Source organism: Mesorhizobium sp. M5C.F.Cr.IN.023.01.1.1, assembly GCF_003997585.1.
GTDB lineage: Bacteria > Pseudomonadota > Alphaproteobacteria > Rhizobiales > Rhizobiaceae > Mesorhizobium > Mesorhizobium wenxiniae.
On sequence record NZ_RZSU01000036.1, the window covers coordinates 1 to 21,029 of the forward strand.

Sequence of the window (21,029 nt, forward strand, 5' to 3'; positions counted from 1 at the left end):
AAGGGCGCCCCCGCCAGTGGCCGAAATTGGGGAAGGAAACGATAGCGTGCTTGCCGATCCTGAGCAACTCGTCGAGCACCAGCTTCGGGTTGCGGGTCGCCTGCAAGGTCTGCGACAGGACGACGAAATCGAAACCCTTGTCAGGATAGAATTTGAGGTCCTTGTCGGCGTCGCCCTGGATGACGGACAGGCCGCGCGCCACGCATTCGTTGACGCCGCGCTGCGACAGTTCCATCCCGCGGCCGTCGACCTGCTTCGTCGCCTGCAGCAATTCGAGCAGCAGGCCATCGCCGGAACCGACGTCCAGCACCCGCGACTGCGGCGGGATGAGATCGGCGACGACTTCGAGGTCGACGCGCTGGGCGTGGTTGACACTCATGATGTCGCCTTTTGCCTGGCGCATGATCCTGATCCGAAAAGTCCGCAACTTTTCGGGGTCTTGCGCTGATGCCCGGCGCATGATGCCGGTCCGGAAAGCCTGCAATCTTCAGGGGTCATGCGCTGAGCCCCCTGGCGCGGGCCGCCGAGGCGATGAAGCCGTTGATGGCCGCGAACAGCTCCGGCTCGTCGAGCAGGAAGGCGTCGTGGCCGCGATCTGTCTCGATCTCGACGAAGGACACCGAGGCGCCGGCCGCGTTCAGCGCGTGAACGACCGAGCGGCTCTCCTCGGTCGGGAACAGCCAGTCGCTGGTGAAGGAGACCAGGCAGAAACGGGTCCTGGTGCCGGCAAAGGCGTCGGCCAGTCGACCGCCATGGTCGGCGGCGAGGTCGAAATAATCCATCGCCCGGGTCATGTAGAGATAGGAGTTGGCGTCGAAGCGGTCGACGAAGGTCATGCCCTGATGGCGCAGATAGCTCTCAATCTGGAAGTCGGCGTCGAAGCCGAAGGTGAGCGCTTCACGGTCCTGCAGGTTGCGGCCGAATTTCCGGTGCAGGGCCGCTTCCGACAGGTAGGTGATGTGAGCGGCCATACGCGCCACCGCCAGCCCCTTTTCCGGGCGCTTGCCCTGCTCGAAATATTTGCCGCCATTCCAGTCCGGATCGGCCATCACCGCTTGCCGGCCGACTTCATGGAAGGCGATGTTCTGCGAGGAATGGCGCGCGCCGGTGGCGATCGGCAGCGCCGAGAAAACGCGCTCCGGATAGCTCGACGCCCATTGCAGCACCTGCATGCCGCCCATCGAGCCGCCGAGCACTGAGAACAGTTTTTCGATGCCGAAATGGTCGACCAGCATCAACTGCGCCCGCACCATGTCGCGGATGGTGATGATCGGCAGGTCGAGCCCGTAGGGCTTCCCGGTGGCTGGATTGGTCGAGGCGGGGCCGGTCGAGCCGAGACAGCCGCCGATGACGTTTGAGCAGATTACGAAGAAGCGGCTGGTGTCGATGATCTTGCCGGGGCCGATCAGCACTTCCCACCAGCCCGGCTTGCCGGTCACCGGATTGGTGCTGGCGACATGCTGGTCGCCGGTCAGCGCATGGCAGACGAGGATGGCGTTGGAGCGGGCGTCGTTGAGCGTGCCGTAAGTCTTGTAGGCGATCTGGAACGGTGACAGCAGTGTGCCGGCGTCGAGCTTGAGCGGCTTGTCGGCACCGAAACGCAACACCGGGCTCGACGGCTCGTCGGCCTCGTTGTTGGTTCGTTTAGTGCGCAGCGCGACCATCGCATCCTCTTACATTAACCCATCGCGTTTTCCGAAAACCGATTCCGGTTTTCGGGTCGATGCGATATCCGGCCGGCTACGGATAGCAAAAAAACCGGCATTGCCCTCGCAAAGCCGGTTACAGAATGCAAACGGCCCTTTAGCGAGTTGTTTAACGTGGCTGCAAGCCGACCGGCCAAATCACCACGGGATTTCGCCTTTCTTCTAGGACCGGCGCGCCTCGGCGTCAACGGCCAGTCGCTCACCCATGATCGCCGCCTCTCGACATTCCAGGCCGCGGCTTGTATTTCCGCTGCGGCTTCCCGGGCGGAAGCGTTCTCGACGGATTTTTGCAATATGAACCAGGCATCGGATCAGGCACGTCCAACGCCCCGCGCGGGGATCATGGACATCGAAGCCTATGTGCCGGGCAAAAGCACGGCGCCGGCCGGCGTTGCCAAGGTCCACAAATTGTCGTCGAACGAGAACCCGCTCGGCCCCTCGCCGAAGGCGATAGAAGCCGCGCGTGACGTCGCCGCCAAACTCGACATATATCCCGACGGCACTGCCAGGCGCCTGCGGGAGGCAATCGCCGAGGTGCATGGCCTCAACCCGGCGAACATCGTCTGTTCGAATGGTTCCGACGAGATTCTGGGCCTGCTTGCGCAGACCTATCTCGCGCCCGGCGATGAAGCTGTCATCACCGAACACGCCTTCATGGTCTACAAGATCTACATCCAGTCGGCAGGTGCCGTCCCGGTGTCGATCAAGGAAACCAATGAGGGCGCCGACGTCGATGCGATCCTCGCTGCGGTGACGCCGCGGACCAGAATCATCTTCCTCGCCAATCCGAACAACCCGACCGGTACCTATCTGCCATTCCAAGAGGTGCGCCGCCTGCATGCCGGCCTGCCTGGGAACGTGCTTCTGGTGCTGGATGCAGCCTATGCCGAATATGTCCGCCGCAACGACTATGAAGCCGGCGTCGAACTGGTGGCTGGCGCAGAAAACGTGGTCATGACCCGCACCTTCTCCAAGCTCGGCCTCGGCGGCGCGCGGATCGGCTGGATGTACGCACCGATGCATATCATCGACGCGATCAACCGCGTGCGAGGTCCCTTCAACGTCAACGCGACGGCGATCGAGGCCGGCATTGCCGCGATCCGCGACCGCGCCCATGTCGAGCGCAGCGTGGCGCATAACGAGACCTGGCTGCGATGGGTGAGCGAGGAGTTGACCAACCTCGGACTGCGGGTGACGCCGAGCGTCGGCAATTTCGTGCTCATCCACTTTCCCGAGGACCAAAAGCATTCGGCGGCGGCTGCGGACGATTACCTCTCAGCGCGCGGCTACATATTGCGGCGCGTTTCCGGCTACGGCTTCCCGAATGCACTGCGCATGAGCATCGGCACCGAAGAGGCCAATCGCGGCGTTGTCGCCGCCCTCGCGACATTTCTGAAAAGCTGAACCCCGAAAAGCTGAAACAATGACATCACCGATGTTCGAAAAGATCGCGCTGGTCGGCATCGGCCTTATCGGCTCGTCGCTGGCCCGCGTCATCCGTCGCGAAGGCCTTGCCCGCCACATTGCCATCTCGACACGCAGCGAAACGACGCTGGCGCGGGCGAGGGAACTTGGCCTCGGCTCCTCCTACACGATGGACGCGAAAGAGGCGGTCCGCAATGCCGACTTGGTCATCGTTTCGGTGCCGGTCGGCTCTTCGGGCGAGGTCGCCGCCGAAATCGCACCGGCGCTGAAGCAGGGCGCCATCCTCACCGACGTCGGCTCGACCAAGGCGTCGGTCATTGCGCAGATGCAGCCGCATGTGCCTGCCGGCGTGCATTTCATTCCCGGCCATCCGTTGGCCGGCACTGAAAAATCGGGTCCGGACGCTGGCTTTGCCGAACTGTTCGAAAACCGCTGGTGCATCTTCACGCCGTTGCCCGGCACAGATCCGGCAGCATTGGAAAATCTCTCGGAATTCTGGCGCCGCTGCGGTTCCAACATCGATACAATGGACCCCCAGCATCATGACATGACATTGGCCATCGTCTCGCATCTGCCGCACATCATCGCCTACAACATCGTCGGCACCGCCGACGACCTGGAGTCGGTGACCAAGTCCGAGGTCATCAAATATTCGGCCTCCGGCTTTCGCGACTTCACTCGCCTTGCCGCGTCCGACCCGACGATGTGGCGGGATGTCTGCCTGCACAACAAGGATGCCATCCTCGAAATGCTGGCGCGGTTCTCGGAAGATCTGGCCTCGCTGCAGCGGGCGATCCGCTGGGGCGACGGCGAAAAGCTGTTCGACCTGTTCACCCGCACCCGCGCCGTCCGCCGCTCGATCATCGAGGCCGGCCAGGACATCGATGTGCCGGACTTTGGCCGGCAGGCGGTCGAGCACCCATCCAAGGCATAGAGCATCGGACCCAAAAGTGGGTACCGGTTTTGGGAAATCCGATGCTCAAACAAAAGGCAGAGCGGCAGTACGATTCGATTTGAAAGCCCGCCGCTGTCTCAGGCCGGCCAGTGGGCGGCCATCATCGCCAGTGTCTCGGCCCTGTCCGGCGCGCCCAGCCTGCCGCCGAACCGCAGGCATTTGAGCGCGGCGGCGGCGCTGGCAAACCGCAATGTCTGTTCGATCGGCATCGCCTCCGCCAGCCCGACGGCAAAGGCGCCGTGAAACACGTCGCCAGCGGCAAGCGTGTCCACTGCCTTGATCCTTGGCGCCGCGACATGGCGCACGGACGCGACCGAGCGGTCGAACCACCAGCTTCCCGCCGACCCGCCCGTCACCGCTACGAATGCATCGGTGCGTCCGGCCAACGCTTCACAGGCCCCTTGCGGGCCCTGCTCCTCGCCGCAGAGGATGAATGCCGCTGGCTCCGACGCGACGATGTGCGAGGCGAGCGGAAACAGGCGTTCCAGCACGTCCCGTGGCGCGGTGTCGGCGTCCAGTATGGCTGGACGGCCGATTGCGCGCGCCGCCGCCATGGCCAGAGCTGCTGCGCCCGGCCAGCGCACATCGACCAGGACGGCGTCGAATGGGGTGAGGTCCTGGGTGGGGAGGGCCTCGGGGTCGGCCTGGGCGAGCTTGTCATAAAAAGGAACGATGATGCGCTCGCCATGCGTATCGACCAAGATGGCCGACAGTGCCGAACGCGCGCCGGCGACGCGCCGGACAAAGCTGCAATCGACGCCTTCGGCCTCGATCCCGGCGACCAGCTGATCGCCGACGGGGTCGTCTCCCGCGCTCGCCCACAGCGATACGTCCACGCCGAGGCGGCGTGCGGCGCAGGCCGCGCTCGAAGCCATGCCCGAGGCGATCTGGACGCCGTCGGCCGCGATGAACTTGCCCTGACGTGTCGGAAGCGTGTCGACGCGTAGGATCGTATCGAGCGTCAGCGCGCCAACACTCAGGAGCTTCACCGGGCGGTTCATCTATCTTCCTGTTTGACCATGATCTTTTCCGAACTGGAGGTTCGCAATCTTGGTCTAATCGATCGGCTTGATCCTGCCCAGCGGGATAAAACCGAGCGAGGCCTTGCCCTTGACGACCTTGAGCGGCATCGACGGTTCGTTGCCTAGCAGCGCCAGCCCGGCAAAGCCTGTTTTGATCTGGCTCTTCTGCTCGGGAATGGCCTTGCCGAGGATTGCCGCCACCGCCTTCGGATCGCTAAGCTTGATCATCAAATCGGCGTCGATCAGCCCGTCGGCATCGACCGAAACCGGTCCGGAAACGGTGACGCGCGCGCTCCCCGACGACAGATCGAGCTTGCCGATATCGACCGCCTGGCCGCGCAGGCTCTCTGTTTGTGTCTTGATCAGCACCACGCCGTTCTTCAGCGTCACGTCGCCGCTGCCGTCGAGCGGTGGCAGCACGCGGCCATCGATTGCCCCTGGATCGATTTCTAGATCGGTGAAACTCCCGGCATAGTCGATGTCCTGGCCGTTCGGACGCAATTGTCCGGCCGCGGTCCCGGCACTGAACAGCTTGACCGGGTCTGTGCCATCCGCCGGATCGGTCTGGCCGGACAGGCCCTCTGCCTCCAGCGAAATGCTCCGGGGCAGCGGCCAGGACAATTTCAAGTTCGCTCGCAGATTATCCCAGTCGATCCATAGCGGGGTCATCCCCGGGACGGAGGTCCTGAGCGGTCCCCGCAGGTCGACGCCAGGCGACAGGATCTGGGTGATGTGCGTAGCCGCGTGGAGGCTGCCGAGCGAGGCGGCGACGTTCCTGGTGTCGTCCTGGTAAGCCAGACTGTCGCAGGAAACGGCGAAGCTCGAGGGATAGCCGCTGACCGTGAGATTGGCGCAGTCCGCCTCGATGCCATTGCGGTTGAGCTCGGCCACCGCTTTGCCGGCTTCGCTCTTGACCTTGTCTGCCAGGAAGAACCAGCCGGCGCTGTAGAGGCCGAACAGCACGACGATGAAAGCGCCGAGCCAGAGCAGCCGGCGGAGAAAATTCGGCGGGCGTTTGTCATTTGACGTCATGCTGCGGCTCTCGTTGGCGCGTGTTGCAGAGGGGACTGTCGTTTCCGGCAACATCAGGTAGACGGAGGAGGATCGAAAAAACACCGATTCCAGTGCGGTGCCGCAACAGGCTTGGCGATATGGGCGATTTTTGGGTTTTTGGCTACGGTTCGCTGATCTGGCGGCCGGGATTTGCGCATGTCGAGACGCGGCGCGCCCGCCTTCACGGCTACCGCCGGTCGCTGTGCGTCTACTCCTTCGTGCATCGCGGCACGCGCGAACGGCCCGGCCTGGTGCTCGGCCTCGACCGTGGCGGCTCCTGCATCGGGCTGGCTTTCCGCGTCCCCGGCGATCTGCGCAACGAAGTCATCACCTATCTGCGCGAGCGCGAGCTGGTCACCAATGTCTATCTCGAGCGCATGCTTAGCATTCGCCTCGACAGTGACGCTATGAACGGGGGCGAGATTGTCCCGGCTGTCGCCTATGTCGTCGACCGTACCCACGAGCAATATGCCGGTGCGCTCGATGCGGCCGATGCGGCGACCGTCGTTCGCGGCGCCGTCGGCCAGTCGGGAAAGAACGAGGACTACGTGCTCAGCACGCTGGAGCACCTCGAAGCGCTTGGGATCCGCGACCACTGGCTGGAAGAAGTGGCGAAACGGATCGGGTCGTGATCTTCTTTCGTTGTTTGACCATGATCTTTCCGAAAACCGGTTCCACTTTTTGCTTCCCTGACCTTCGGTTCGGGATCATGGTCCGGGCTACATCCTGAAAATCTGCTTCCCGAGATCGGCGCGATCCAGGCTGTTTGTCACGGCGAGCTCGAACTCCGCCAGCGGATGGATGCCGCCGACAGGGACATGGAAATCGGGTTGGCCGAAGATGTCGACAATCTCGCGCAACACCGGCCGGTCGGCTTCGACAGGCGGCGAAAAGAAGTAGCGGTAGATATTTGCCCTGATCTCGATGCCGCTCAGCAGCACGTCGAAATTGTGCAGTTCGAAACGCTCGCTGCTCATGCCGCCATTGATGACCATCTGCCCGCCCATCGCGAGGGTGCGGATCAATTCGCCACTGGCGGGTCCGCCGACATTATCGATGATCCCGTTCAACCCGGCGCCGCCGGTCATGTCCATGACCGCTTCCCTAATACCGACCTTCAAATCCGACAGATCGAGAATGGCGGTGGCACCAAACCCCTTCAGGTCCAGCCTGTCGTGAGAGCGTCGCACGAGCGCGATCACGTTGATGCCGCGCCGTTGGGCGAACTGCATCACCATCGTCGAAACCGATGAATAGCCGGCCGTGACGGCCAGCCACTGTCCAGGCTGCACACGGGAATCCGCCAGCAGGTCCCAGGCGGTGATGGGGTTCACCATCTGCCCGGCGCGTTCGACCGGATAGTTGGCGGGCAGCGGGATCAGCCATTCGGCCGGAACGGCCGCATATTCGGCCCAGCTGTTGTAGTAGCTGAATGCGACAAGCGTGCCCGGTTTCAAAGCGACGTTGGCGCCCACGGCCTCGACAATGCCGGCGCCATGGTTTCCGGCGATCTGCCGGGGCAAATGCGGCTTCTTCGGTTCGGGATAGAGGTTCTGGATGAACAGGAAGTCGCCAGGGTTGACCGAGGCGGAGATCATCCTGACCAGCACCTCGCCGTCGCCAATTCGCGGCATGGGCACGTCGTGCAGATAGAGCACGTCCCGCGGCGAGCCGATTGCGTCGAACACGATTGCTTTCATGTCGGCCATCCAATAACGGGCGATCTGGTCGTGCAATCTGGACGCGGCCAGATCGCAGGAACCGATGTTTGCATCGGCGTCGCGGAATCTAAGCTCGCTGGCAAAAATCGGAATTGGCAGATTTGACAATCTATGTGCTAAACTTGCCATAGCTGTTCAAAAGGAGGCATCTTGGACAATCGTTCCGTCCACGCCGTGATCTGGCTGCCGTCGACCTTTTATTCGGCCGTCGCCGCGACACTTGTCGAAATGTTCGAACTGGTGAACACCATTCGCGGCGCGCCGGCGATTTCCTTCGAATTCGTGGCGCGGCGGGCCGACGCCACGACGACGCCTGGGATTTCCTTCGATACCAGACGCGAACCCTCGCAGCGCATGGACCTGCTGGTCCTGCTGGCCATGCCCGGTATGAAAATCCCGGAGCTTGTTGCCGCGCTGGAGGAAGAAAGCCGCCACGCCGCGCCGCTTATCGCAAGCGCGCAGCGCGACGGTGCCATCATCGCCGCGCATTGCGGGGCCGGTTACTTCCTGGCAGACGCCGGTCTTCTCGACAGAAAGCGCGCGACGATCTCCTGGTGGCTGAAAACCGATGCCCAGCGCCGCTTTCCGAAGGTGCGTTGGGACGCATCACGTGTGCTGATCGGGGACGGACGAATCTACACCTGCGGCGGCGGTTTTTCAGGCCTGGAGCTCGGCAAGGCGCTTCTGCGGGATCTTGGCTTCGCCAGGGAGGAGCGCCTGGTTCGCAAATTGCTGGTGCTGCCGCCGTCGCGGCAGATCCAGACACCCTACGAGTTCCCGCTCACCGATCTGCTGCCTTCGCAAGAACCGTTCCGCGACCGGCTCGAAGCTTTATCCAGAAAACAGCTCGGAGCGCTCGACCTTGCCTTCCTCGGCGCGCAACTAGGTCTGTCACCGCGAACGCTGGCGCGCCGGTTTTCCGATGAATTGCACACCACTCCCGGCCGATGGATCCAGGACCGGCGCCTTGAGGCCGCGAAAACACTTCTTGAAAGCACCAAACTCGGTATTTCGGAAATATGCCACCAGGTCGGCTACCGGGATACGGCCTCATTCAGCCGGCTTTTCAACCGCGTGGTCGGGCTGCCGCCTGGTGAATACCGGCGCCAGAGCCAGTAGCTCACCGGCCGGAACGTGGATCGCGCCCCCGGATCGCGCCCTTGTGAAGCACTGGTCCGTCGGAAAGGATGGCGAGGCCTTTGACCTCGGCGCGGTAAGACCTAGGTTAAGCCAGGGCCTTTCGCCCGCTCCTTTCCATTCCCCCACGGAGATCAATCGTGCAGAAACGTCGTCTCGGTCAAACCGACCTGTCCATCGCGCCGCTGGTCCTGGGCGGCAACGTCTTCGGCTGGACCGCCGACGAGAAAACCTCCTTCGACCTGCTCGACCGCTTCGTCGATGCCGGTCTCAACGCCATCGACACCGCCGATTCCTATTCGCGCTGGGTTCCCGGCAACAAAGGCGGCGAATCCGAAACCATCATCGGCAAATGGATGAAGAGCCGCGGCAACCGCGACAAGGTTGTGGTGATCACCAAGGTCGGGTCGGATATGGGACAGGGCAGGAAAGACCTCTCCGCCGCCTATGTTGAAAAGGCCATCGATGCGTCGCTGAAGCGGCTGCAGACCGATGTCGTCGATCTCTATCTGTCGCACTGGCCGGATCCGACGACGCCCTACGAGGAAACGCTCGGCGCCTATGAAAAGCTGCTCGCCAAGGGCAAGATCCGCTATGTCGGCGCCTCCAATCTCGATGCCGGCCAGTTGCGCGCCGCGCTCGATGTGGCAAGCCTGCGGGGCCTGCCGCGCTACGCGGTGCTGCAGCCGGAGTACAATCTCTACGACCGTGCCTCCTTCGATGGGCCGCTCCGCGATCTGTGCACGGCCGACAATATCGGCGTCATCACCTATTTCAGCCTCGCCAAAGGGTTTTTGAGCGGCAAGTACCGCAGCGAAGCCGATCTCGGCAAAAGCGCGCGTGGCGACGGCGTGAAGGGCTACCTCAACCCGCGCGGCATACGCATCCTGGCGGCACTCGACGCCGTGTCGGCGCGTCATTCAGCCAAGCAGGCGGAAGTAGCGCTCGCCTGGATCATCGCACGGCCCGGCGTCACCGCGCCGATCGCCAGCGCCACGACACCGGACCAGGTCGACAGCCTAATCCGCGCCGCATCATTGAAGCTCAGTCCAGACGATATCGCCGAGCTCGACAGCGCGAGTGCATAGAGGCCAGCGCGAAGCGGCGGCTTGCTCAAACAGCAGCCAACGATCGTGCGCGGCCTGCCCGGAAGGCTCCCGCACGATCGTTCAAGACGCCTTGGTCTGCCTTGCCATACCATTGCCCCGCATCGCGTCGGGATACTGGTATACAGATGGCCGAGCAGGTCTTTTCCCATCCGGAACTATGGCGGCAATTGCTGGCGCTTATCCTGGCATCGGCGGTCGTGATGGGCAGTCCGGGGCCGGCGACGATAAGCGTCACCGCCATTGGCGCCGCCTTCGGCCTGCGCGGTTCGCTTCGCTACGCCTCGGGCATCATTCTTGGTACGGTTGCCGTGCTTTTGGTCGTGACGACCGGCATCACGGCCATGCTTTCCTCTGTGCCCAAGCTCACACCGCTCCTGGCGGTCGCGTCGGCGACCTACATCCTCTACCTCGCCTTCAAAATAGCAACGGCTCCGCCTTTGGCTGCGCGTACCGGCGGGGCGGCACTTCCCACATTCCTGGGTGGGTTTGTTCTGGCCGTCGCCAACCCCAAAGCCTATGTGGCGATCGCCGCCGTCTTCGCCGGCACGTCGTCCACCGATGAGCTCGATGCAGGACTCAAGCTTGCGGTCCTCGCCTCGATGATCGTCGCCATCCATGCCCTTTGGCTTCTCTCCGGGGCCGCGTTTGCGCGCTTTCTGCGCAAACCGCTGGCTTCGCGGATCATCAATCTGACGTTCGCGGCGATACTGGTTTTGACCACGGCGCTGGCTGTGATTCCCTAGGCCTACCGGTCAGACGGGCGGCTCAGGCCCGGGTATCGGAGGCCAATTCCCTCAGCCGCTTCACCGCCGTCGGCGGCAAGGGCGGCGGGTTCGGCGCACGGGACGCCTCGACAAGCAGCTGGTCGCAGGCGGCTTCCGTCTCGCCGATCAGCCGTTCCATGAATTCCTGCTTGTCCAACCCGGGTGGGATCGGCGGCAGGAAGCGGGCCTTGATCGTGCCGGGATAACGCAGGAATTTCCGGCGCGGCCAGTAGAGGCCGGCGACATGAGCGACCGGCACCACCGGAATGCCAAGCTGCGCATAGATCTCGACGATGCCGTATTTATAGGCCGGCTCGTCGCCCGGCGCTCGGCGCGTACCCTCGGGATAGATGATCAGCTGGCGGGGATTGCGCGCCAGCTCCTGTTTGGTCGCGGCGACGACTGCCTTCAATGCTTTCGATCGGCTGCCGCGGTCGACCGGGATCATCCGCATTTTCAAGATGTACCAGCCGAAGAACGGGATCCAGGTCAGTTCCCGCTTCAGGATGTAGATCGGATCCTGCAGGAGGGGGAAAAAGGCAATCGCATCCCAGAAGGATTGATGCTTGGGCGCCAGGATGAAGGAGCCTTCGGGCAGGTTTTCCTGGCCGGTGATCTCGCTTTTGGTGCCGGCGATCTTGTCATAGAGCCACATGCTTGTGCGCGACCAGAATTTCGGCACGAACCAGGCGCGGTGGCGCGGTGACAGGAAATAGTACGGGGTCCAGAGGATCATCTGGACGATCAGATTGACATAGAAGACGAAGTTGAACGCCAGCGAGCGGATAAGGAGCATGGGAGAAGTGCCCGGTGAGGAGGTGTGCGTTGGTTACACCAAGCGCGGGCAAAAAGGAAACGATGCGAAATCGATCCGACTTTGACCCGGTATCCGTTCGTCAGGCCTGCCACGTCGCTTGCATCAGCCGCTTCTTCAGGCGAGGGGCGGCGAAATCGACGAACGCACGCAGTTTCACTGGCAGCAGACCCTGGCCGGCATGCACGAGACTGACCGGCCATGGCTGCGGCTCGAATGCCTCCAGCACGGTGCAGAGTGTGCCCGCCCGCACCGCAGCTGTGATCTGGTAGGAAAGCACCCTCGTCATCCCGGCGCCGGCAACCGCGGCATCGACCGCCGCTTCCGCGGTGTTGACCCGAAGCCGTGAGCGGATCGGAACAGCGAGCTCGGTCTTGCCGGTGGCAAAAGTCCATGCGGCGGGAGCGGTGAGCCCTTCGAACGTGATGCAGCTGTGTGCCGCGAGGTCTCTCGGGGTCTCTGGCATGCCGTGCTCGGCCAGATAGGCCGGGCTCGCGCAAACAACGCGCCGGATCGAGCCGATACGGGTGGCCACCAGGCTCGAGTCGGGAAGCTCGCCTATGCGGACGGCGAGATCGATGTGCTCCTCGCTCAACTGGGTTATCCGGTCCGCGAGCATCAGGCGGATAGCCACGTCGGGGTAGGCGGCGAGGAAGCCGGTGACGACCGGCAGCACATGCAGGCGGCCAAAGACGATCGGTGCGGTGATGATCAGTTCGCCCGTAGGGGCGATGTATTCGCCGGCGGCGGTCCGCTCGGCCTCGCCGACCTCGTCGAGAATGCGACGGCAGGCAGCGAGGTAGGCGTGACCCGCGTCGGTCAGCGTCAGCTGCCGCGTCGAGCGGTTCAGGAGACGCGTCTTCAGATGCCGCTCCAGGTCGGAGACCTTGCGGCTGACCGTTGCAAGTGGGATGCCGAAACGGCGACCGGCGGCCGAAAGGCTGCCGGCCTCCACCGCGGCGACGAAAAGCGACATGGCCTCGAGGCGATCCATGGTTCTCCCGAAAAATGGAAGGATGAAGTGCAAATATGACAGCTACATCCGAAACATGGAAGGGGTATATGTTTGGTGGCGAAGCTGATCGACGAGAAGGAAGTGCCCATGCCCCGTATCTCTACACCTGCGTCCATAGAGGCCGCGCCAGCTGCGTCGCAGCCGATGTTGCATGCCGTCGAGAAGCAACTCGGCGTCGTCCCAAATCTCTTCAGGCTCGTTTCCAATAGCCCGGCTGCGCTGGAAGGCTATCTCAGTCTGTCCGGAGCGCTTGCCAAGGGCCGCCTTCCCGCGCCGACGCGCGAGCGCATCGCTCTGGCGGTCGCCGAGATCAATGGCTGCAGCTACTGCCTTTCCGCCCACACCTATCTCGGCAAGAACCTCGCCAAGCTTGACTATGCCGAGATGGTCGCCAATCGCGGCGGCGGGTCCAACGACCCCAAGGCCGCCGCAGCGGTGCGTTTCGCCGCTAAGATTGCTCGCGACCGTGGACATATCGGTGACGAGGATCTCAGCGCCGTCAGGCTCGCAGGCTACGACGATGCGCAGATTATCGAGATCGTCCAGCATGTCGCTCTCAATGTCTGGACCAATTATATCAATGAGGTTGCCAGGACGGAGATCGACTTTCCGGTCGTTTCTGCCCGCAGGGCAGCTGAATTCAGCAACCGTGAGCCCATCGCAAGGAGTTCCCATGGCTGAAAGCCGCCCGCCGCTCCCGCCATTCACCGCCGAGACCGCCGCACAGAAGGCACGCATGGCGGAGGATGCCTGGAACTCCCGTGATCCGGCACGGGTCGCGCTTGCGTACACAATCGACAGTCGCTGGCGCAACCGGGCCGAGTTCCTGCAAGGGCGCGACGCCATCCAGACCTTCCTCACACGCAAATGGGGTCGCGAACGCGACTACCGGCTCATCAAGGAGGTATGGGCCTTCCGCGACAATCGTATCGCCGTGCGTTTCGCTTATGAATGGCACGACGACAGCGGCTCGTGGTTTCGCAGCTACGGCAACGAGAACTGGGAGTTCGATGAACATGGATTGATGCGCTTGCGCATCGCCAGCATCAACGACCTGCCGATCCGCGAGGCCGAGCGCAAATATCATTGGCCGCTCGGCCGCCGGCCGGACGACCATCCCTCTCTGACGGAACTCGGCCTTTGAAGGAGGCTTTCGATGAACGCTCACGTCTTCACCAGCGATGTCGCCTTTACGCCAACCGTCAAGGCGATCCAGGCCCGCAAAGGCTCACGCATGGCCTATGCCCGCGTCGAGGAGCGCGGCGGCTGGCAAGCTGATATAACACCCGATCTCGCCGCCTTCATCGAGGCGCAGACCAGCGTCTTCCTGTCGACCGCCAATGGTGACGGCCAGCCCTACATCCAGCATCGCGGCGGGCCGGCCGGCTTTCTCAAGGTGCTCGACGAGCGGACGATCGGCTTCGCCGATTTCTCCGGCAACAGGCAATTCATCACCCAGGGCAATCTGGACGACAACCCCCGCGCTTTCCTGTTCCTGATCGACTATGCGCACCGGCAGCGCATCAAGATCTGGGGCAGTGCGCGTGTCGTCGAGGACGACGCCGAACTGATGGCGAAGCTGATGCCGGAAGGCTACAAGGCGCGCCCCGAGCAAATCATCCTGTTCACGGTTTCGGCCTGGGATTCCAATTGCCCGCAGCATATTCCGCAACGGTTCGAAGCTGCCGACGTGGCGGCGGCGCTGGCCGAGCGGGACAAGCGCATCGAACGTCTCGAACAGGAGATCGCGCGCCTGCGCAGCGCCTCATGCGTCACGGTCAAGGAATGATACAGGTTCCAGATCGGCTCAGTTCGGCGCAGCAGCGTCTGCCAGCGCGATGCCGGTCGGCGTTGGCTTCACCGGCACGATGCCGCGCGCCAGCGCCAGCAGATATTTGTTATATTCGGTGAACAGCACGCGCAGCGCCCTGGGCTTGGTCAGCCAGCCGCCATTGCCGAGGTTGCTGTTGACAACCGGATAGGGCTCGAGCTTGGCCTTGTGCAGCAGTCGGCCCATTTCCAGCAGGCTGCGCGGCATGTGATAGTTGTTGGTGACAAGGATCACGGTGCCATAGGCGTGGTCTTCCACCCACTTGGCACTTTCCTCGGCATTGCCGATCGTGTCGAGCGCGGCGCGGTCGATGTCGACGCAGCAGGAAAACAATTTCTTGTCGCCGCGGGTCGCGACCTGAAGCTGGCGGCGGCTGGCGGAAGGATGCACGCCGCTGATCAGCAGCCGCTCGCCCTTGCCGGACGCAAGCAGACCCATAGCGGCATCGAGACGTGAATGGCCGCCGGTCAGCACGATGATGGCATCGGCTTTTGCCGGATTGATAGGAGTCGCGAGACGGCTGACAGTGTTGGCGAACCAACCGAAGCCGCCGGCAAACAGCGTCGCCAGCACGAGCAGAAAGAAAGCGGAGATGCGCAATGCGCCCGCCAATCGGCCGGGCTTGACGCGCTCGCTGGATGGCGCAATCACCAAGGGTAACTGTCCAGCCGTTCCGGTCGACTCGCGCGCGTCCATCGTCTCTATCGTTAACCCCGAAATGCGGCGTTTAGTAGGTCAAAAGGCACACATTACGTTACGCTAATTCTCTATTCGTGATCACCCCGCGTCCGGCTGGCGGACATCGATGTCGCTGAGATAGGTGACGACGGTGACATGGGAGGTTGCCGCCGTCAGCGCACCGATGACCAGCACCATGAGGACGACGCCGAGATAGCCCGCCGAACCGATAGCGAAATTGCCGAACAAGGCGGTCGCCTGATCGGCCTCCGGCGTTGCCATGTTGCGCGACGACCACCATGAGAAGACGATGAAGACGAGCACCGCCGCCGCACCCCCGGCGGCTGCGCCTTTCATGCCGGTGACCAGGAAGTGGTGGCGGAATTCGCGCGCGATGAAGCGCGCTTCGGCGCCGACGAAATGCAGCACCTCGATGATGTGGCCGTTGCCGGCCATGGCGCCGCGCGTTGCAAACACCACGGTCAGCACGGTTGCCGACAGCATCAGCGCCAGCACGGCAATGCCGATTGTCACCGTGGTGCGGGCCATGGCCACCAGCCGGTCGACCCAGGTGCGATGGTCGTCAAGTGCTGCACTGGGCAGCTTCGGCGCGATCGCGGCACGCATTGCGGCGAAATCGGGCGGGTTGTTCTCGTCTATGGTGACGATGATCAGACGCGGGACCGGCAGCTCGTCGATGTTGAGACCCGAACCCAGCCACGGCTCCAGTAGCCGCGCCGTGGCATCGCGGTCGACGATCCTGGCGCTCTTCACGCCAGGAAATTCGCCGGCGATCTGCGAGGCCTGGGCAAGTGCTGCCTCCATGTCGAGGCCGTCTATCGGCTTGATCTGGATGGTTGCCTCGCGTGAGATCTGGTTCTCCCAGACCGAGGCGGTGTCGCGCACCAGCGTCACCGCGCCGAAGGTCAGGCAGGAGAGGAACGTCATGATGGCGATGACCAGGACCAGCGCCCGGCCGGCGATGTTCTGCGCCGGCACGATCGGCGCCATCTTGCGTTGAACGCGCTGCGTCGTCGCAGCCTTACCGGCGTGCTGGTCTTCGACATGGTGAACGGAAAGGTCAGTCATAGATATCCAGCCTTCCGCCGGCCAGGATCATGCGCCGTGCGTCGACCTGTTCCATCAGGCCGAGGTCGTGCGTTGCAATCACCACCGCAGTGCCCAGCCGGTTGAGTTCGATGAACAGCCGCAACAGGCGTCGCGCCAGCGGCGGATCGACATTGCCGGTCGGCTCGTCGGCAAGCAGGATCTCGGGCTGCTCGATCAGCGCCCTGGCAATTGCGGCGCGCTGCTTCTCGCCACCCGACAGCACCGGCGGCAGCACATGCATGCGCTCGCCAAGGCCGACCCATTTCAGTAACTCGGTGACGTCGGTGCGGTAGCTCGCCTCCTCGCGCCCGCGCACGCGCAGCGGCAAGGCCACATTCTCATAGGTCGTCATGTGGTCGAGCAGGCGAAAGTCCTGGAACACCACGCCGATGCGCCGCCGCAGATGCGGCAGCTCGGTGCGCGAGATGCGCGAGCGGTCCTTGCCGAAGATGGTGATCAGCCCGCGCGTCGGCTTGAGCGACATGAACAAAAGCCGCAGCAGCGTCGTCTTGCCGGCGCCCGAAGGGCCGCTCAGGAACTGGAAGGAGCGCTCCGGGATGTGCAAGGAAATGTCGCGGAGGATTTCCGGACCCATGCCATAGCGGAGGCCGACATTTTCGAAGCGGATCACGTTCGACGACCTGAAACTTGCGGCGGCGACGAGCCAGCCTTCTCTGAGAAGAGACCATCGGCCGGCATGGTTAACCGGCGGTTAATTCGGAGGTTTTTTAGGCGCGTCACAAGGGTTCCGGTGGGGAAGCGTTAACCATTTCCGTTTACGCAAAAGAAACGAAGACGAACAAGTGCCGTAGTGCTGGGGCCGTGATGGCTGACGATCGAACCGCGCGCCCGGTTTCCGGCGAATTCATGACCGATTCGGCCGCAAATCCTGCGCCGGAACGCATCTTGCGTGATCCAGCCGACGACGTCGTCGATGCCGAGTACGAGGTGCTGCCGCGCCTCACCGGCGGCATGGACCCTTCACTACCGCTTTCGCGGGTGATCGCCACGCCCTCAATCGAAGGCATGGACATGCTGCGCAAGCCCAAAGCCGCGATGGAACGGCTGCGGGCGTCGCGCGGCGGGCCGATCTTCTGGATCGCCGGCCTCAGCGCGGCGTTTGCAGCCTTCTGGATCTCGGGCGGGCACGCGCTGCTGCGTCAGGCGCCGCTTCTTCTTGCGGCACAGGAAACGGGCGCCGCCCTCACCATTTCAGGCGTCACGTCGCGTATCGATGCGTCCGGGCCGGAACCTGTCCTGTTCGTCGGTGGCGAGGCCGCGAACGACGGCGCCAGCCCGTCGCCATTGCCGCCGCTGGAAATCCGGATCACCGGCAATGACAGGCGCACAACCCGCTATAGGCTGGGGACATTCAATCGTTCGCTGGCGCCCGGCGAAAGATTTGGCTTTTCCAGCCGGCTCGACGTGCCTAGAAACGGAGTCAAGACCGTCTCGGTCACGTTCGCCAATTAGGGGCGATCATTTCTGGAAAGGCAGCCAATGCCAATCGTGCGCGGCAAGGATATCGAGGTCCTGTTTTCGGCGTCGGCGATTGCCCGCCGCAATCTGGAGCTCGCCAAGGAGATCGCCGGGCACGATTATCAGGACCTTCTGGTGATTTCGGTGCTGAAAGGATCGTTCATCTTCGCCGCCGATCTTATCCGCGCCATGCACGATGTCGGCCTGTCGCCCGAGGTCGAGTTCATCTTCATTTCCAGCTACGGCGCCGGTACCACCAGCGGCGAGGTTAGGGTGCTGCGTGACATCGACAATGAAGTCGCCGGCCGCGACGTGCTGTTGATCGACGACATTCTCGAATCCGGCAAGACGCTGTCCTTCACCCGCGACCTGATGCTGTCGCGCGGCGCCAAAAGCTGCGCCATCGCCGTGCTGCTCGACAAGCGCATGCGCCGCCAGACTGCGCTCAACGCCGACTATGTCGGCTTCGACTGCCCCGACTATTTCGTCGTCGGCTACGGCATGGATGTCGCCCACGCTTTTCGCGAACTGCCGTTTGTCGGCATCGTCAAGGGCGACGCATAGATTTATCTTCGATGCCGTTTGCGGTTCAGGAAAAGTCAACTTTTCCCCGCCAACATTCCGCTATGGCAAAGCTCCTGATCGTCGAGGACGATGAGTCCGTCCGCACCCTCGCCGCCCGCGCGCTCGAACGCGCCGGGCATATGATCGACATCGCCGCCGACGGCGCGCAAGGGCTTGCCCTGATCCGCGCAGCACGTGGCGGCTATGATCTTGTCGTCTCCGATATCCGGATGCCGGAAATGGACGGCATCCAAATGGCCAAAGCGGCGGCGTCGCTTTTTCCGGCGATGAAGATCTTGCTGATGACCGGCTATGCCGACCAGCGCGAGCGCGCCGAGGAATTGAACGGTGTCATTGTGGACGTCGTGCAAAAGCCGTTCACGCTGGCCGAAATCCGCGCCCGTGTCGAACAGGCGCTCGCCTGTTTTGTCTAGAGCGGCTCATCGTTTCACGGAAACGCCGAACCGCTCTATCTCTTTATTTTTGCGCAATTCCGGACGGAAAACCGTTCACACTTTTCCTGGAATTGCTCTAGAGGCCAAAGCCTGATTGCAGTCAGGCCGGATCGCAGGTTGCCGCGATTGCCGGCGTGCTGCCCCGGCGCCGACTGGAATGGAGCGCGAACAGACCGGCGCCGATGATCAGGGCGGCGCCGATGACGGTGGTCGATCGCGGCACTTCGGCAAAGAACAGGAAACCCCACAGCGGCGACCAGATGATGCCGGTGTATTCGAAAGTGGCGACGCTGTTGGCGGGCGCCAGCCGATAGGCCTGCGACAACAGGATCATCCCGGCCGAAGCGACGAAGCCGCAGGCGGCCATCGTCAGAAAATCGATCCGCGTCGGCCAGAGCCATGGCCTGACCAGGAATTCAAGGCTCGGATGCGTGGCGTGAGCTATTCCTGCCAGCCAGAACAGCACGGCGACCGCTGCAGCGCCCAGGAGGTAGACGCCGTTTTGATAGAACGCCATGACCGTGGATGATTCGGTGTCGCCGATCTTGCGGGCCATCAACTGCGAAAACCCGTACAGCACCGCCGACGCCAGCGACAGCAGTGCCGCCCAGTCGAACAGCCCGGCACCGGGCCGCAGCATTACCAGCACGCCCAGCATCCCGACCATCACGGTGACCAGCGTCTGCCACGCCACCCGTTCGCCGAGATAAGGGCCGGCAAGCGCCATGATGAACAGCGGTGCCATGAAATAGAGCGCCACCGCGTCGGCAAGCGGAAGGGCGGCGATCGCCAGATAGTAGACCGTGTAGGAGGTGAACAGGATGAAGGCGCGCGTCGTCAGCATGCGAAATCGCTTTGAAAAGATCGCCCTGAGCCCGACATCGGCATGAACCAGCACGAGAAGAATGGGCAGGGCGACGATCGAGCGGATCGCCATCACCTCGGTCACCGGATAGGTGTCCGATACGGCCTTGATCAGCGGATCCTGGAGCGAGAACACCAGAACGCCGAGGCAAAGACTTGCCATCCCGAAAACGATCCGGTTCTGCATGTCGTTCGACGGCTCCTTGCGTGCGGCCCGAGAGCCGGGCCTGATAATTTTTGGTTTATGCACGTCGTTGTCCCAAAACCGCTGCGCACTTCTGGGCGACATGCATTAAAAAGAACCCGCCACCGTTTCGGGCAGCGGGTACGAGTGAGGACTTTTGATTGGTCCGCAGCCGATTTCGCAGCCGCATATCCAATGGGTGAAGCGACTATCATCCGCCGTTTGACATGTTGCAAACGAATTGGAATGATACCAGCAATCAGAATTTCTTATGGCGGACAAATGAAGCCCACGCTCGACAGCGATCTGCTGCGCACCTTCGTAGCGGTTGCCGATACCGGCAATTTCACCAAGGCAGCGGAGCAGGCCGGCCGTACCCAATCGGCGGTTTCGATGCAGATGAAGAAGCTCGAAGATGTGGTCGGCGACAGCCTGTTCGAGCGCGGCTCGCGCGGTGTGGCGCTGACGCGCCGCGGCGGCGAACTCATCGTCAACGCCCGCCGGATCGTGTCGCTGCTGGACGAGACGGCGGCATCGATGGTCGCGGCGCCGCTTGGCGGGCCGGTTCGCATCGGCATTCCGGAGGAATATGGCCACGCGATCCTGTCGCGCGCGCTCGGCGCCTTTGCCAAGCGCCATCCTCAGGTCGACATCACCGTCCGCTACGCGCATTCCGGTGCGCAGATCGCGGCGCTCGCCGCCGGCGAGCTCGACCTGGCGGTGGTGTTCGAATGGCAGGATCTCTCCGGCGGCGAGGTGCTGATGCATGACCCAACCGTATGGGTGACGTCGGAGCTGCATCACATGCATGAGGAGCGGCCGGTGCCGATCGCGCTCTACAATCGTGCCGGCTGGTGCAAGGATTTCGCCATCAAGTCGCTGGAGCAGCGCGGTCTCGCCTATCGTGTCGCTTATACTAGCGACACCAATGGCGGCCTGCGGCTCGCCGTCACCTCCGGGCTGGCGATCGCGCCGATCTCGCGCAGCAACATCCCGGCCGGCTGCCGCGAACTTACGGCCGCCGATGGGTTCGGCGACATCGATTCCTCGAACGTGGTGCTGCGCCGCAATCCGAACGCTTCCGGCGAGGCCATCGACGGCATGGAAGAGGCGATCCGCGAGGCGTTCACCAACCGCTAGAGC

Annotated in this window: 24 protein-coding genes and 1 riboswitch; of the genes, 13 read left to right on the forward strand and 11 right to left on the reverse strand. The window is 63.0% G+C overall.

Annotated features, from left to right (window positions below):
* On the reverse strand, window positions 1–379 hold a 379-nt coding region (locus tag EOA78_RS16280; RefSeq protein ID WP_127316055.1), incomplete at its 3' end, for a methionine biosynthesis protein MetW.
* A gap of 115 nt (window positions 380–494) precedes the next feature.
* On the reverse strand, window positions 495–1,664 hold the full coding sequence (locus EOA78_RS16285) for a homoserine O-acetyltransferase (protein WP_127316003.1): 1,170 nt from the start codon (window positions 1,662–1,664) through the stop codon (window positions 495–497).
* Between the two features lie 119 nt (window positions 1,665–1,783).
* Window positions 1,784–1,861, reverse strand: a riboswitch (SAM riboswitch).
* 139 nt (window positions 1,862–2,000) lie between these two features.
* Between EOA78_RS16285 and hisC the strand changes: the two genes are divergently transcribed.
* Both hisC and EOA78_RS16295 read left to right on the forward strand, forming a co-directional pair.
* Window positions 2,001–3,110, forward strand: a complete 1,110-nt coding sequence (hisC, locus tag EOA78_RS16290; protein WP_127316004.1) for a histidinol-phosphate transaminase — start codon at window positions 2,001–2,003, stop codon at window positions 3,108–3,110.
* A gap of 19 nt (window positions 3,111–3,129) precedes the next feature.
* Window positions 3,130–4,065, forward strand: coding sequence for a prephenate/arogenate dehydrogenase family protein (locus EOA78_RS16295; protein ID WP_189522370.1), 936 nt, complete (start codon window positions 3,130–3,132; stop codon window positions 4,063–4,065).
* A gap of 98 nt (window positions 4,066–4,163) precedes the next feature.
* Here EOA78_RS16295 and EOA78_RS16300 read toward each other — a convergent pair whose 3' ends face one another.
* Window positions 4,164–5,087 carry a sugar kinase gene (locus EOA78_RS16300; RefSeq protein WP_127316006.1) on the reverse strand — a complete coding sequence of 308 codons (924 nt, stop codon included), beginning with the start codon at window positions 5,085–5,087 and terminating at the stop codon, window positions 4,164–4,166.
* Window positions 5,088–5,141: 54 nt separating this feature from the next.
* Entirely contained in the window at window positions 5,142–6,140 is a 999-nt protein-coding gene (locus tag EOA78_RS16305) for a DUF2125 domain-containing protein (RefSeq protein ID WP_127316007.1), read from the reverse strand.
* Between the two features lie 119 nt (window positions 6,141–6,259).
* Here EOA78_RS16305 and EOA78_RS16310 point away from each other — a divergent pair, with 119 nt between their 5' ends.
* A complete protein-coding gene (locus tag EOA78_RS16310; protein WP_127316008.1) occupies window positions 6,260–6,793 on the forward strand; it encodes a gamma-glutamylcyclotransferase in 534 nt (177 codons plus the stop codon).
* 87 nt (window positions 6,794–6,880) lie between these two features.
* Here the strand turns inward: EOA78_RS16310 and EOA78_RS16315 are convergent, their stop codons facing one another.
* A complete protein-coding gene (locus EOA78_RS16315; protein WP_164783787.1) occupies window positions 6,881–7,861 on the reverse strand; it encodes a zinc-binding dehydrogenase in 981 nt (326 codons plus the stop codon).
* Window positions 7,862–8,032: 171 nt separating this feature from the next.
* Here EOA78_RS16315 and EOA78_RS16320 point away from each other — a divergent pair, with 171 nt between their 5' ends.
* From EOA78_RS16320 to EOA78_RS16330, 3 genes are all read left to right on the forward strand, one after another.
* Entirely contained in the window at window positions 8,033–9,001 is a 969-nt protein-coding gene (locus EOA78_RS16320) for a helix-turn-helix domain-containing protein (RefSeq protein WP_127316010.1), read from the forward strand.
* Window positions 9,002–9,159: 158 nt separating this feature from the next.
* On the forward strand, window positions 9,160–10,107 hold the full coding sequence (locus tag EOA78_RS16325; RefSeq protein WP_127316011.1) for an aldo/keto reductase: 948 nt from the start codon (window positions 9,160–9,162) through the stop codon (window positions 10,105–10,107).
* Between the two features lie 146 nt (window positions 10,108–10,253).
* Window positions 10,254–10,871 carry a LysE family translocator gene (locus EOA78_RS16330; RefSeq protein WP_127316012.1) on the forward strand — a complete coding sequence of 206 codons (618 nt, stop codon included), beginning with the start codon at window positions 10,254–10,256 and terminating at the stop codon, window positions 10,869–10,871.
* Between the two features lie 22 nt (window positions 10,872–10,893).
* Here EOA78_RS16330 and EOA78_RS16335 read toward each other — a convergent pair whose 3' ends face one another.
* Both EOA78_RS16335 and EOA78_RS16340 read right to left on the reverse strand, forming a co-directional pair.
* Complete coding sequence (locus tag EOA78_RS16335) at window positions 10,894–11,688, reverse strand: 1-acyl-sn-glycerol-3-phosphate acyltransferase (protein WP_127316013.1); 795 nt, start codon at window positions 11,686–11,688, stop codon at window positions 10,894–10,896.
* A 100-nt stretch (window positions 11,689–11,788) separates the two neighbouring features.
* Window positions 11,789–12,700 (reverse strand): LysR family transcriptional regulator, encoded by a 912-nt coding sequence (locus EOA78_RS16340; protein ID WP_127316014.1) that lies wholly within the window; start codon window positions 12,698–12,700, stop codon window positions 11,789–11,791.
* 108 nt (window positions 12,701–12,808) lie between these two features.
* On the opposite strand from EOA78_RS16340, the gene EOA78_RS16345 reads away from it, so the two are divergent.
* The 3 genes from EOA78_RS16345 to EOA78_RS16355 are packed head-to-tail and all read left to right on the forward strand — an operon-like array spanning window position 12,809 to window position 14,510.
* Window positions 12,809–13,402 carry a carboxymuconolactone decarboxylase family protein gene (locus EOA78_RS16345; RefSeq protein WP_127316015.1) on the forward strand — a complete coding sequence of 198 codons (594 nt, stop codon included), beginning with the start codon at window positions 12,809–12,811 and terminating at the stop codon, window positions 13,400–13,402.
* Window positions 13,395–13,865 carry a DUF1348 family protein gene (locus EOA78_RS16350; protein WP_127316016.1) on the forward strand — a complete coding sequence of 157 codons (471 nt, stop codon included), beginning with the start codon at window positions 13,395–13,397 and terminating at the stop codon, window positions 13,863–13,865. Before EOA78_RS16345 ends, EOA78_RS16350 begins: the two co-directional genes overlap by 8 nt.
* A 12-nt stretch (window positions 13,866–13,877) precedes the next feature.
* Window positions 13,878–14,510, forward strand: a complete 633-nt coding sequence (locus tag EOA78_RS16355) for a pyridoxamine 5'-phosphate oxidase family protein (RefSeq protein WP_127316017.1) — start codon at window positions 13,878–13,880, stop codon at window positions 14,508–14,510.
* A gap of 18 nt (window positions 14,511–14,528) precedes the next feature.
* On the opposite strand, the gene EOA78_RS16360 is transcribed toward EOA78_RS16355, so the two are convergent.
* The 3 genes from EOA78_RS16360 to ftsE form a co-directional block, all read right to left on the reverse strand.
* Entirely contained in the window at window positions 14,529–15,248 is a 720-nt protein-coding gene (locus tag EOA78_RS16360; RefSeq protein ID WP_127316018.1) for a YdcF family protein, read from the reverse strand.
* An 81-nt stretch (window positions 15,249–15,329) separates the two neighbouring features.
* On the reverse strand, window positions 15,330–16,319 hold the full coding sequence (locus EOA78_RS16365; protein ID WP_127316019.1) for an ABC transporter permease: 990 nt from the start codon (window positions 16,317–16,319) through the stop codon (window positions 15,330–15,332).
* Window positions 16,312–16,971 carry a cell division ATP-binding protein FtsE gene (gene ftsE, locus EOA78_RS16370; protein WP_010911739.1) on the reverse strand — a complete coding sequence of 220 codons (660 nt, stop codon included), beginning with the start codon at window positions 16,969–16,971 and terminating at the stop codon, window positions 16,312–16,314. The genes EOA78_RS16365 and ftsE overlap by 8 nt, the downstream gene beginning before the upstream one ends.
* Before the next feature lie 191 nt (window positions 16,972–17,162).
* Here ftsE and EOA78_RS16375 point away from each other — a divergent pair, with 191 nt between their 5' ends.
* The 3 genes from EOA78_RS16375 (at window position 17,163) to EOA78_RS16385 (ending at window position 18,817) form a co-directional block, all read left to right on the forward strand.
* Complete coding sequence (locus tag EOA78_RS16375; RefSeq protein ID WP_127316020.1) at window positions 17,163–17,813, forward strand: hypothetical protein; 651 nt, start codon at window positions 17,163–17,165, stop codon at window positions 17,811–17,813.
* Window positions 17,814–17,840: 27 nt separating this feature from the next.
* Complete coding sequence (hpt, locus tag EOA78_RS16380; protein ID WP_127316021.1) at window positions 17,841–18,383, forward strand: hypoxanthine phosphoribosyltransferase; 543 nt, start codon at window positions 17,841–17,843, stop codon at window positions 18,381–18,383.
* Window positions 18,384–18,445: 62 nt separating this feature from the next.
* Window positions 18,446–18,817, forward strand: coding sequence for a response regulator (locus EOA78_RS16385; protein ID WP_127316022.1), 372 nt, complete (start codon window positions 18,446–18,448; stop codon window positions 18,815–18,817).
* Between the two features lie 121 nt (window positions 18,818–18,938).
* Here EOA78_RS16385 and EOA78_RS16390 read toward each other — a convergent pair whose 3' ends face one another.
* Window positions 18,939–19,889 (reverse strand): DMT family transporter, encoded by a 951-nt coding sequence (locus EOA78_RS16390; protein ID WP_127316056.1) that lies wholly within the window; start codon window positions 19,887–19,889, stop codon window positions 18,939–18,941.
* Between the two features lie 279 nt (window positions 19,890–20,168).
* Between EOA78_RS16390 and EOA78_RS16395 the strand changes: the two genes are divergently transcribed.
* Window positions 20,169–21,026: a LysR substrate-binding domain-containing protein gene (locus EOA78_RS16395; RefSeq protein WP_123148637.1), complete on the forward strand. Its 858-nt coding sequence runs from the start codon at window positions 20,169–20,171 to the stop codon at window positions 21,024–21,026.
* The last annotated feature ends 3 nt before the right edge of the window (window positions 21,027–21,029 follow it).

Bases quoted from the DNA above. Each gene is read 5' to 3' on its own strand.
- EOA78_RS16310 (WP_127316008.1), top strand. From the start codon at position 6,260: ATGGGCGATTTTTGGGTTTTTGGCTACGGTTCGCTGATCTGGCGGCCG.
- EOA78_RS16300 (WP_127316006.1), bottom strand. From the start codon at position 5,087: ATGAACCGCCCGGTGAAGCTCCTGAGTGTTGGCGCGCTGACGCTCGAT.
- EOA78_RS16330 (WP_127316012.1), top strand. From the start codon at position 10,254: ATGGCCGAGCAGGTCTTTTCCCATCCGGAACTATGGCGGCAATTGCTG.
- EOA78_RS16340 (WP_127316014.1), bottom strand. From the start codon at position 12,700: ATGGATCGCCTCGAGGCCATGTCGCTTTTCGTCGCCGCGGTGGAGGCC.
- EOA78_RS16305 (WP_127316007.1), bottom strand. From the start codon at position 6,140: ATGACGTCAAATGACAAACGCCCGCCGAATTTTCTCCGCCGGCTGCTC.
- EOA78_RS16395 (WP_123148637.1), top strand. From the start codon at position 20,169: ATGAAGCCCACGCTCGACAGCGATCTGCTGCGCACCTTCGTAGCGGTT.
- EOA78_RS16315 (WP_164783787.1), bottom strand. From the start codon at position 7,861: ATGAAAGCAATCGTGTTCGACGCAATCGGCTCGCCGCGGGACGTGCTC.
- EOA78_RS16350 (WP_127316016.1), top strand. From the start codon at position 13,395: ATGGCTGAAAGCCGCCCGCCGCTCCCGCCATTCACCGCCGAGACCGCC.
- EOA78_RS16355 (WP_127316017.1), top strand. From the start codon at position 13,878: ATGAACGCTCACGTCTTCACCAGCGATGTCGCCTTTACGCCAACCGTC.
- EOA78_RS16285 (WP_127316003.1), bottom strand. From the start codon at position 1,664: ATGGTCGCGCTGCGCACTAAACGAACCAACAACGAGGCCGACGAGCCG.
- EOA78_RS16360 (WP_127316018.1), bottom strand. From the start codon at position 15,248: ATGGACGCGCGCGAGTCGACCGGAACGGCTGGACAGTTACCCTTGGTG.
- EOA78_RS16335 (WP_127316013.1), bottom strand. From the start codon at position 11,688: ATGCTCCTTATCCGCTCGCTGGCGTTCAACTTCGTCTTCTATGTCAAT.
- EOA78_RS16345 (WP_127316015.1), top strand. From the start codon at position 12,809: ATGCCCCGTATCTCTACACCTGCGTCCATAGAGGCCGCGCCAGCTGCG.
- EOA78_RS16385 (WP_127316022.1), top strand. From the start codon at position 18,446: ATGGCAAAGCTCCTGATCGTCGAGGACGATGAGTCCGTCCGCACCCTC.
- hisC (WP_127316004.1), top strand. From the start codon at position 2,001: ATGAACCAGGCATCGGATCAGGCACGTCCAACGCCCCGCGCGGGGATC.
- hpt (WP_127316021.1), top strand. From the start codon at position 17,841: ATGCCAATCGTGCGCGGCAAGGATATCGAGGTCCTGTTTTCGGCGTCG.
- EOA78_RS16365 (WP_127316019.1), bottom strand. From the start codon at position 16,319: ATGACTGACCTTTCCGTTCACCATGTCGAAGACCAGCACGCCGGTAAG.
- EOA78_RS16295 (WP_189522370.1), top strand. From the start codon at position 3,130: ATGACATCACCGATGTTCGAAAAGATCGCGCTGGTCGGCATCGGCCTT.
- EOA78_RS16390 (WP_127316056.1), bottom strand. From the start codon at position 19,889: ATGCAGAACCGGATCGTTTTCGGGATGGCAAGTCTTTGCCTCGGCGTT.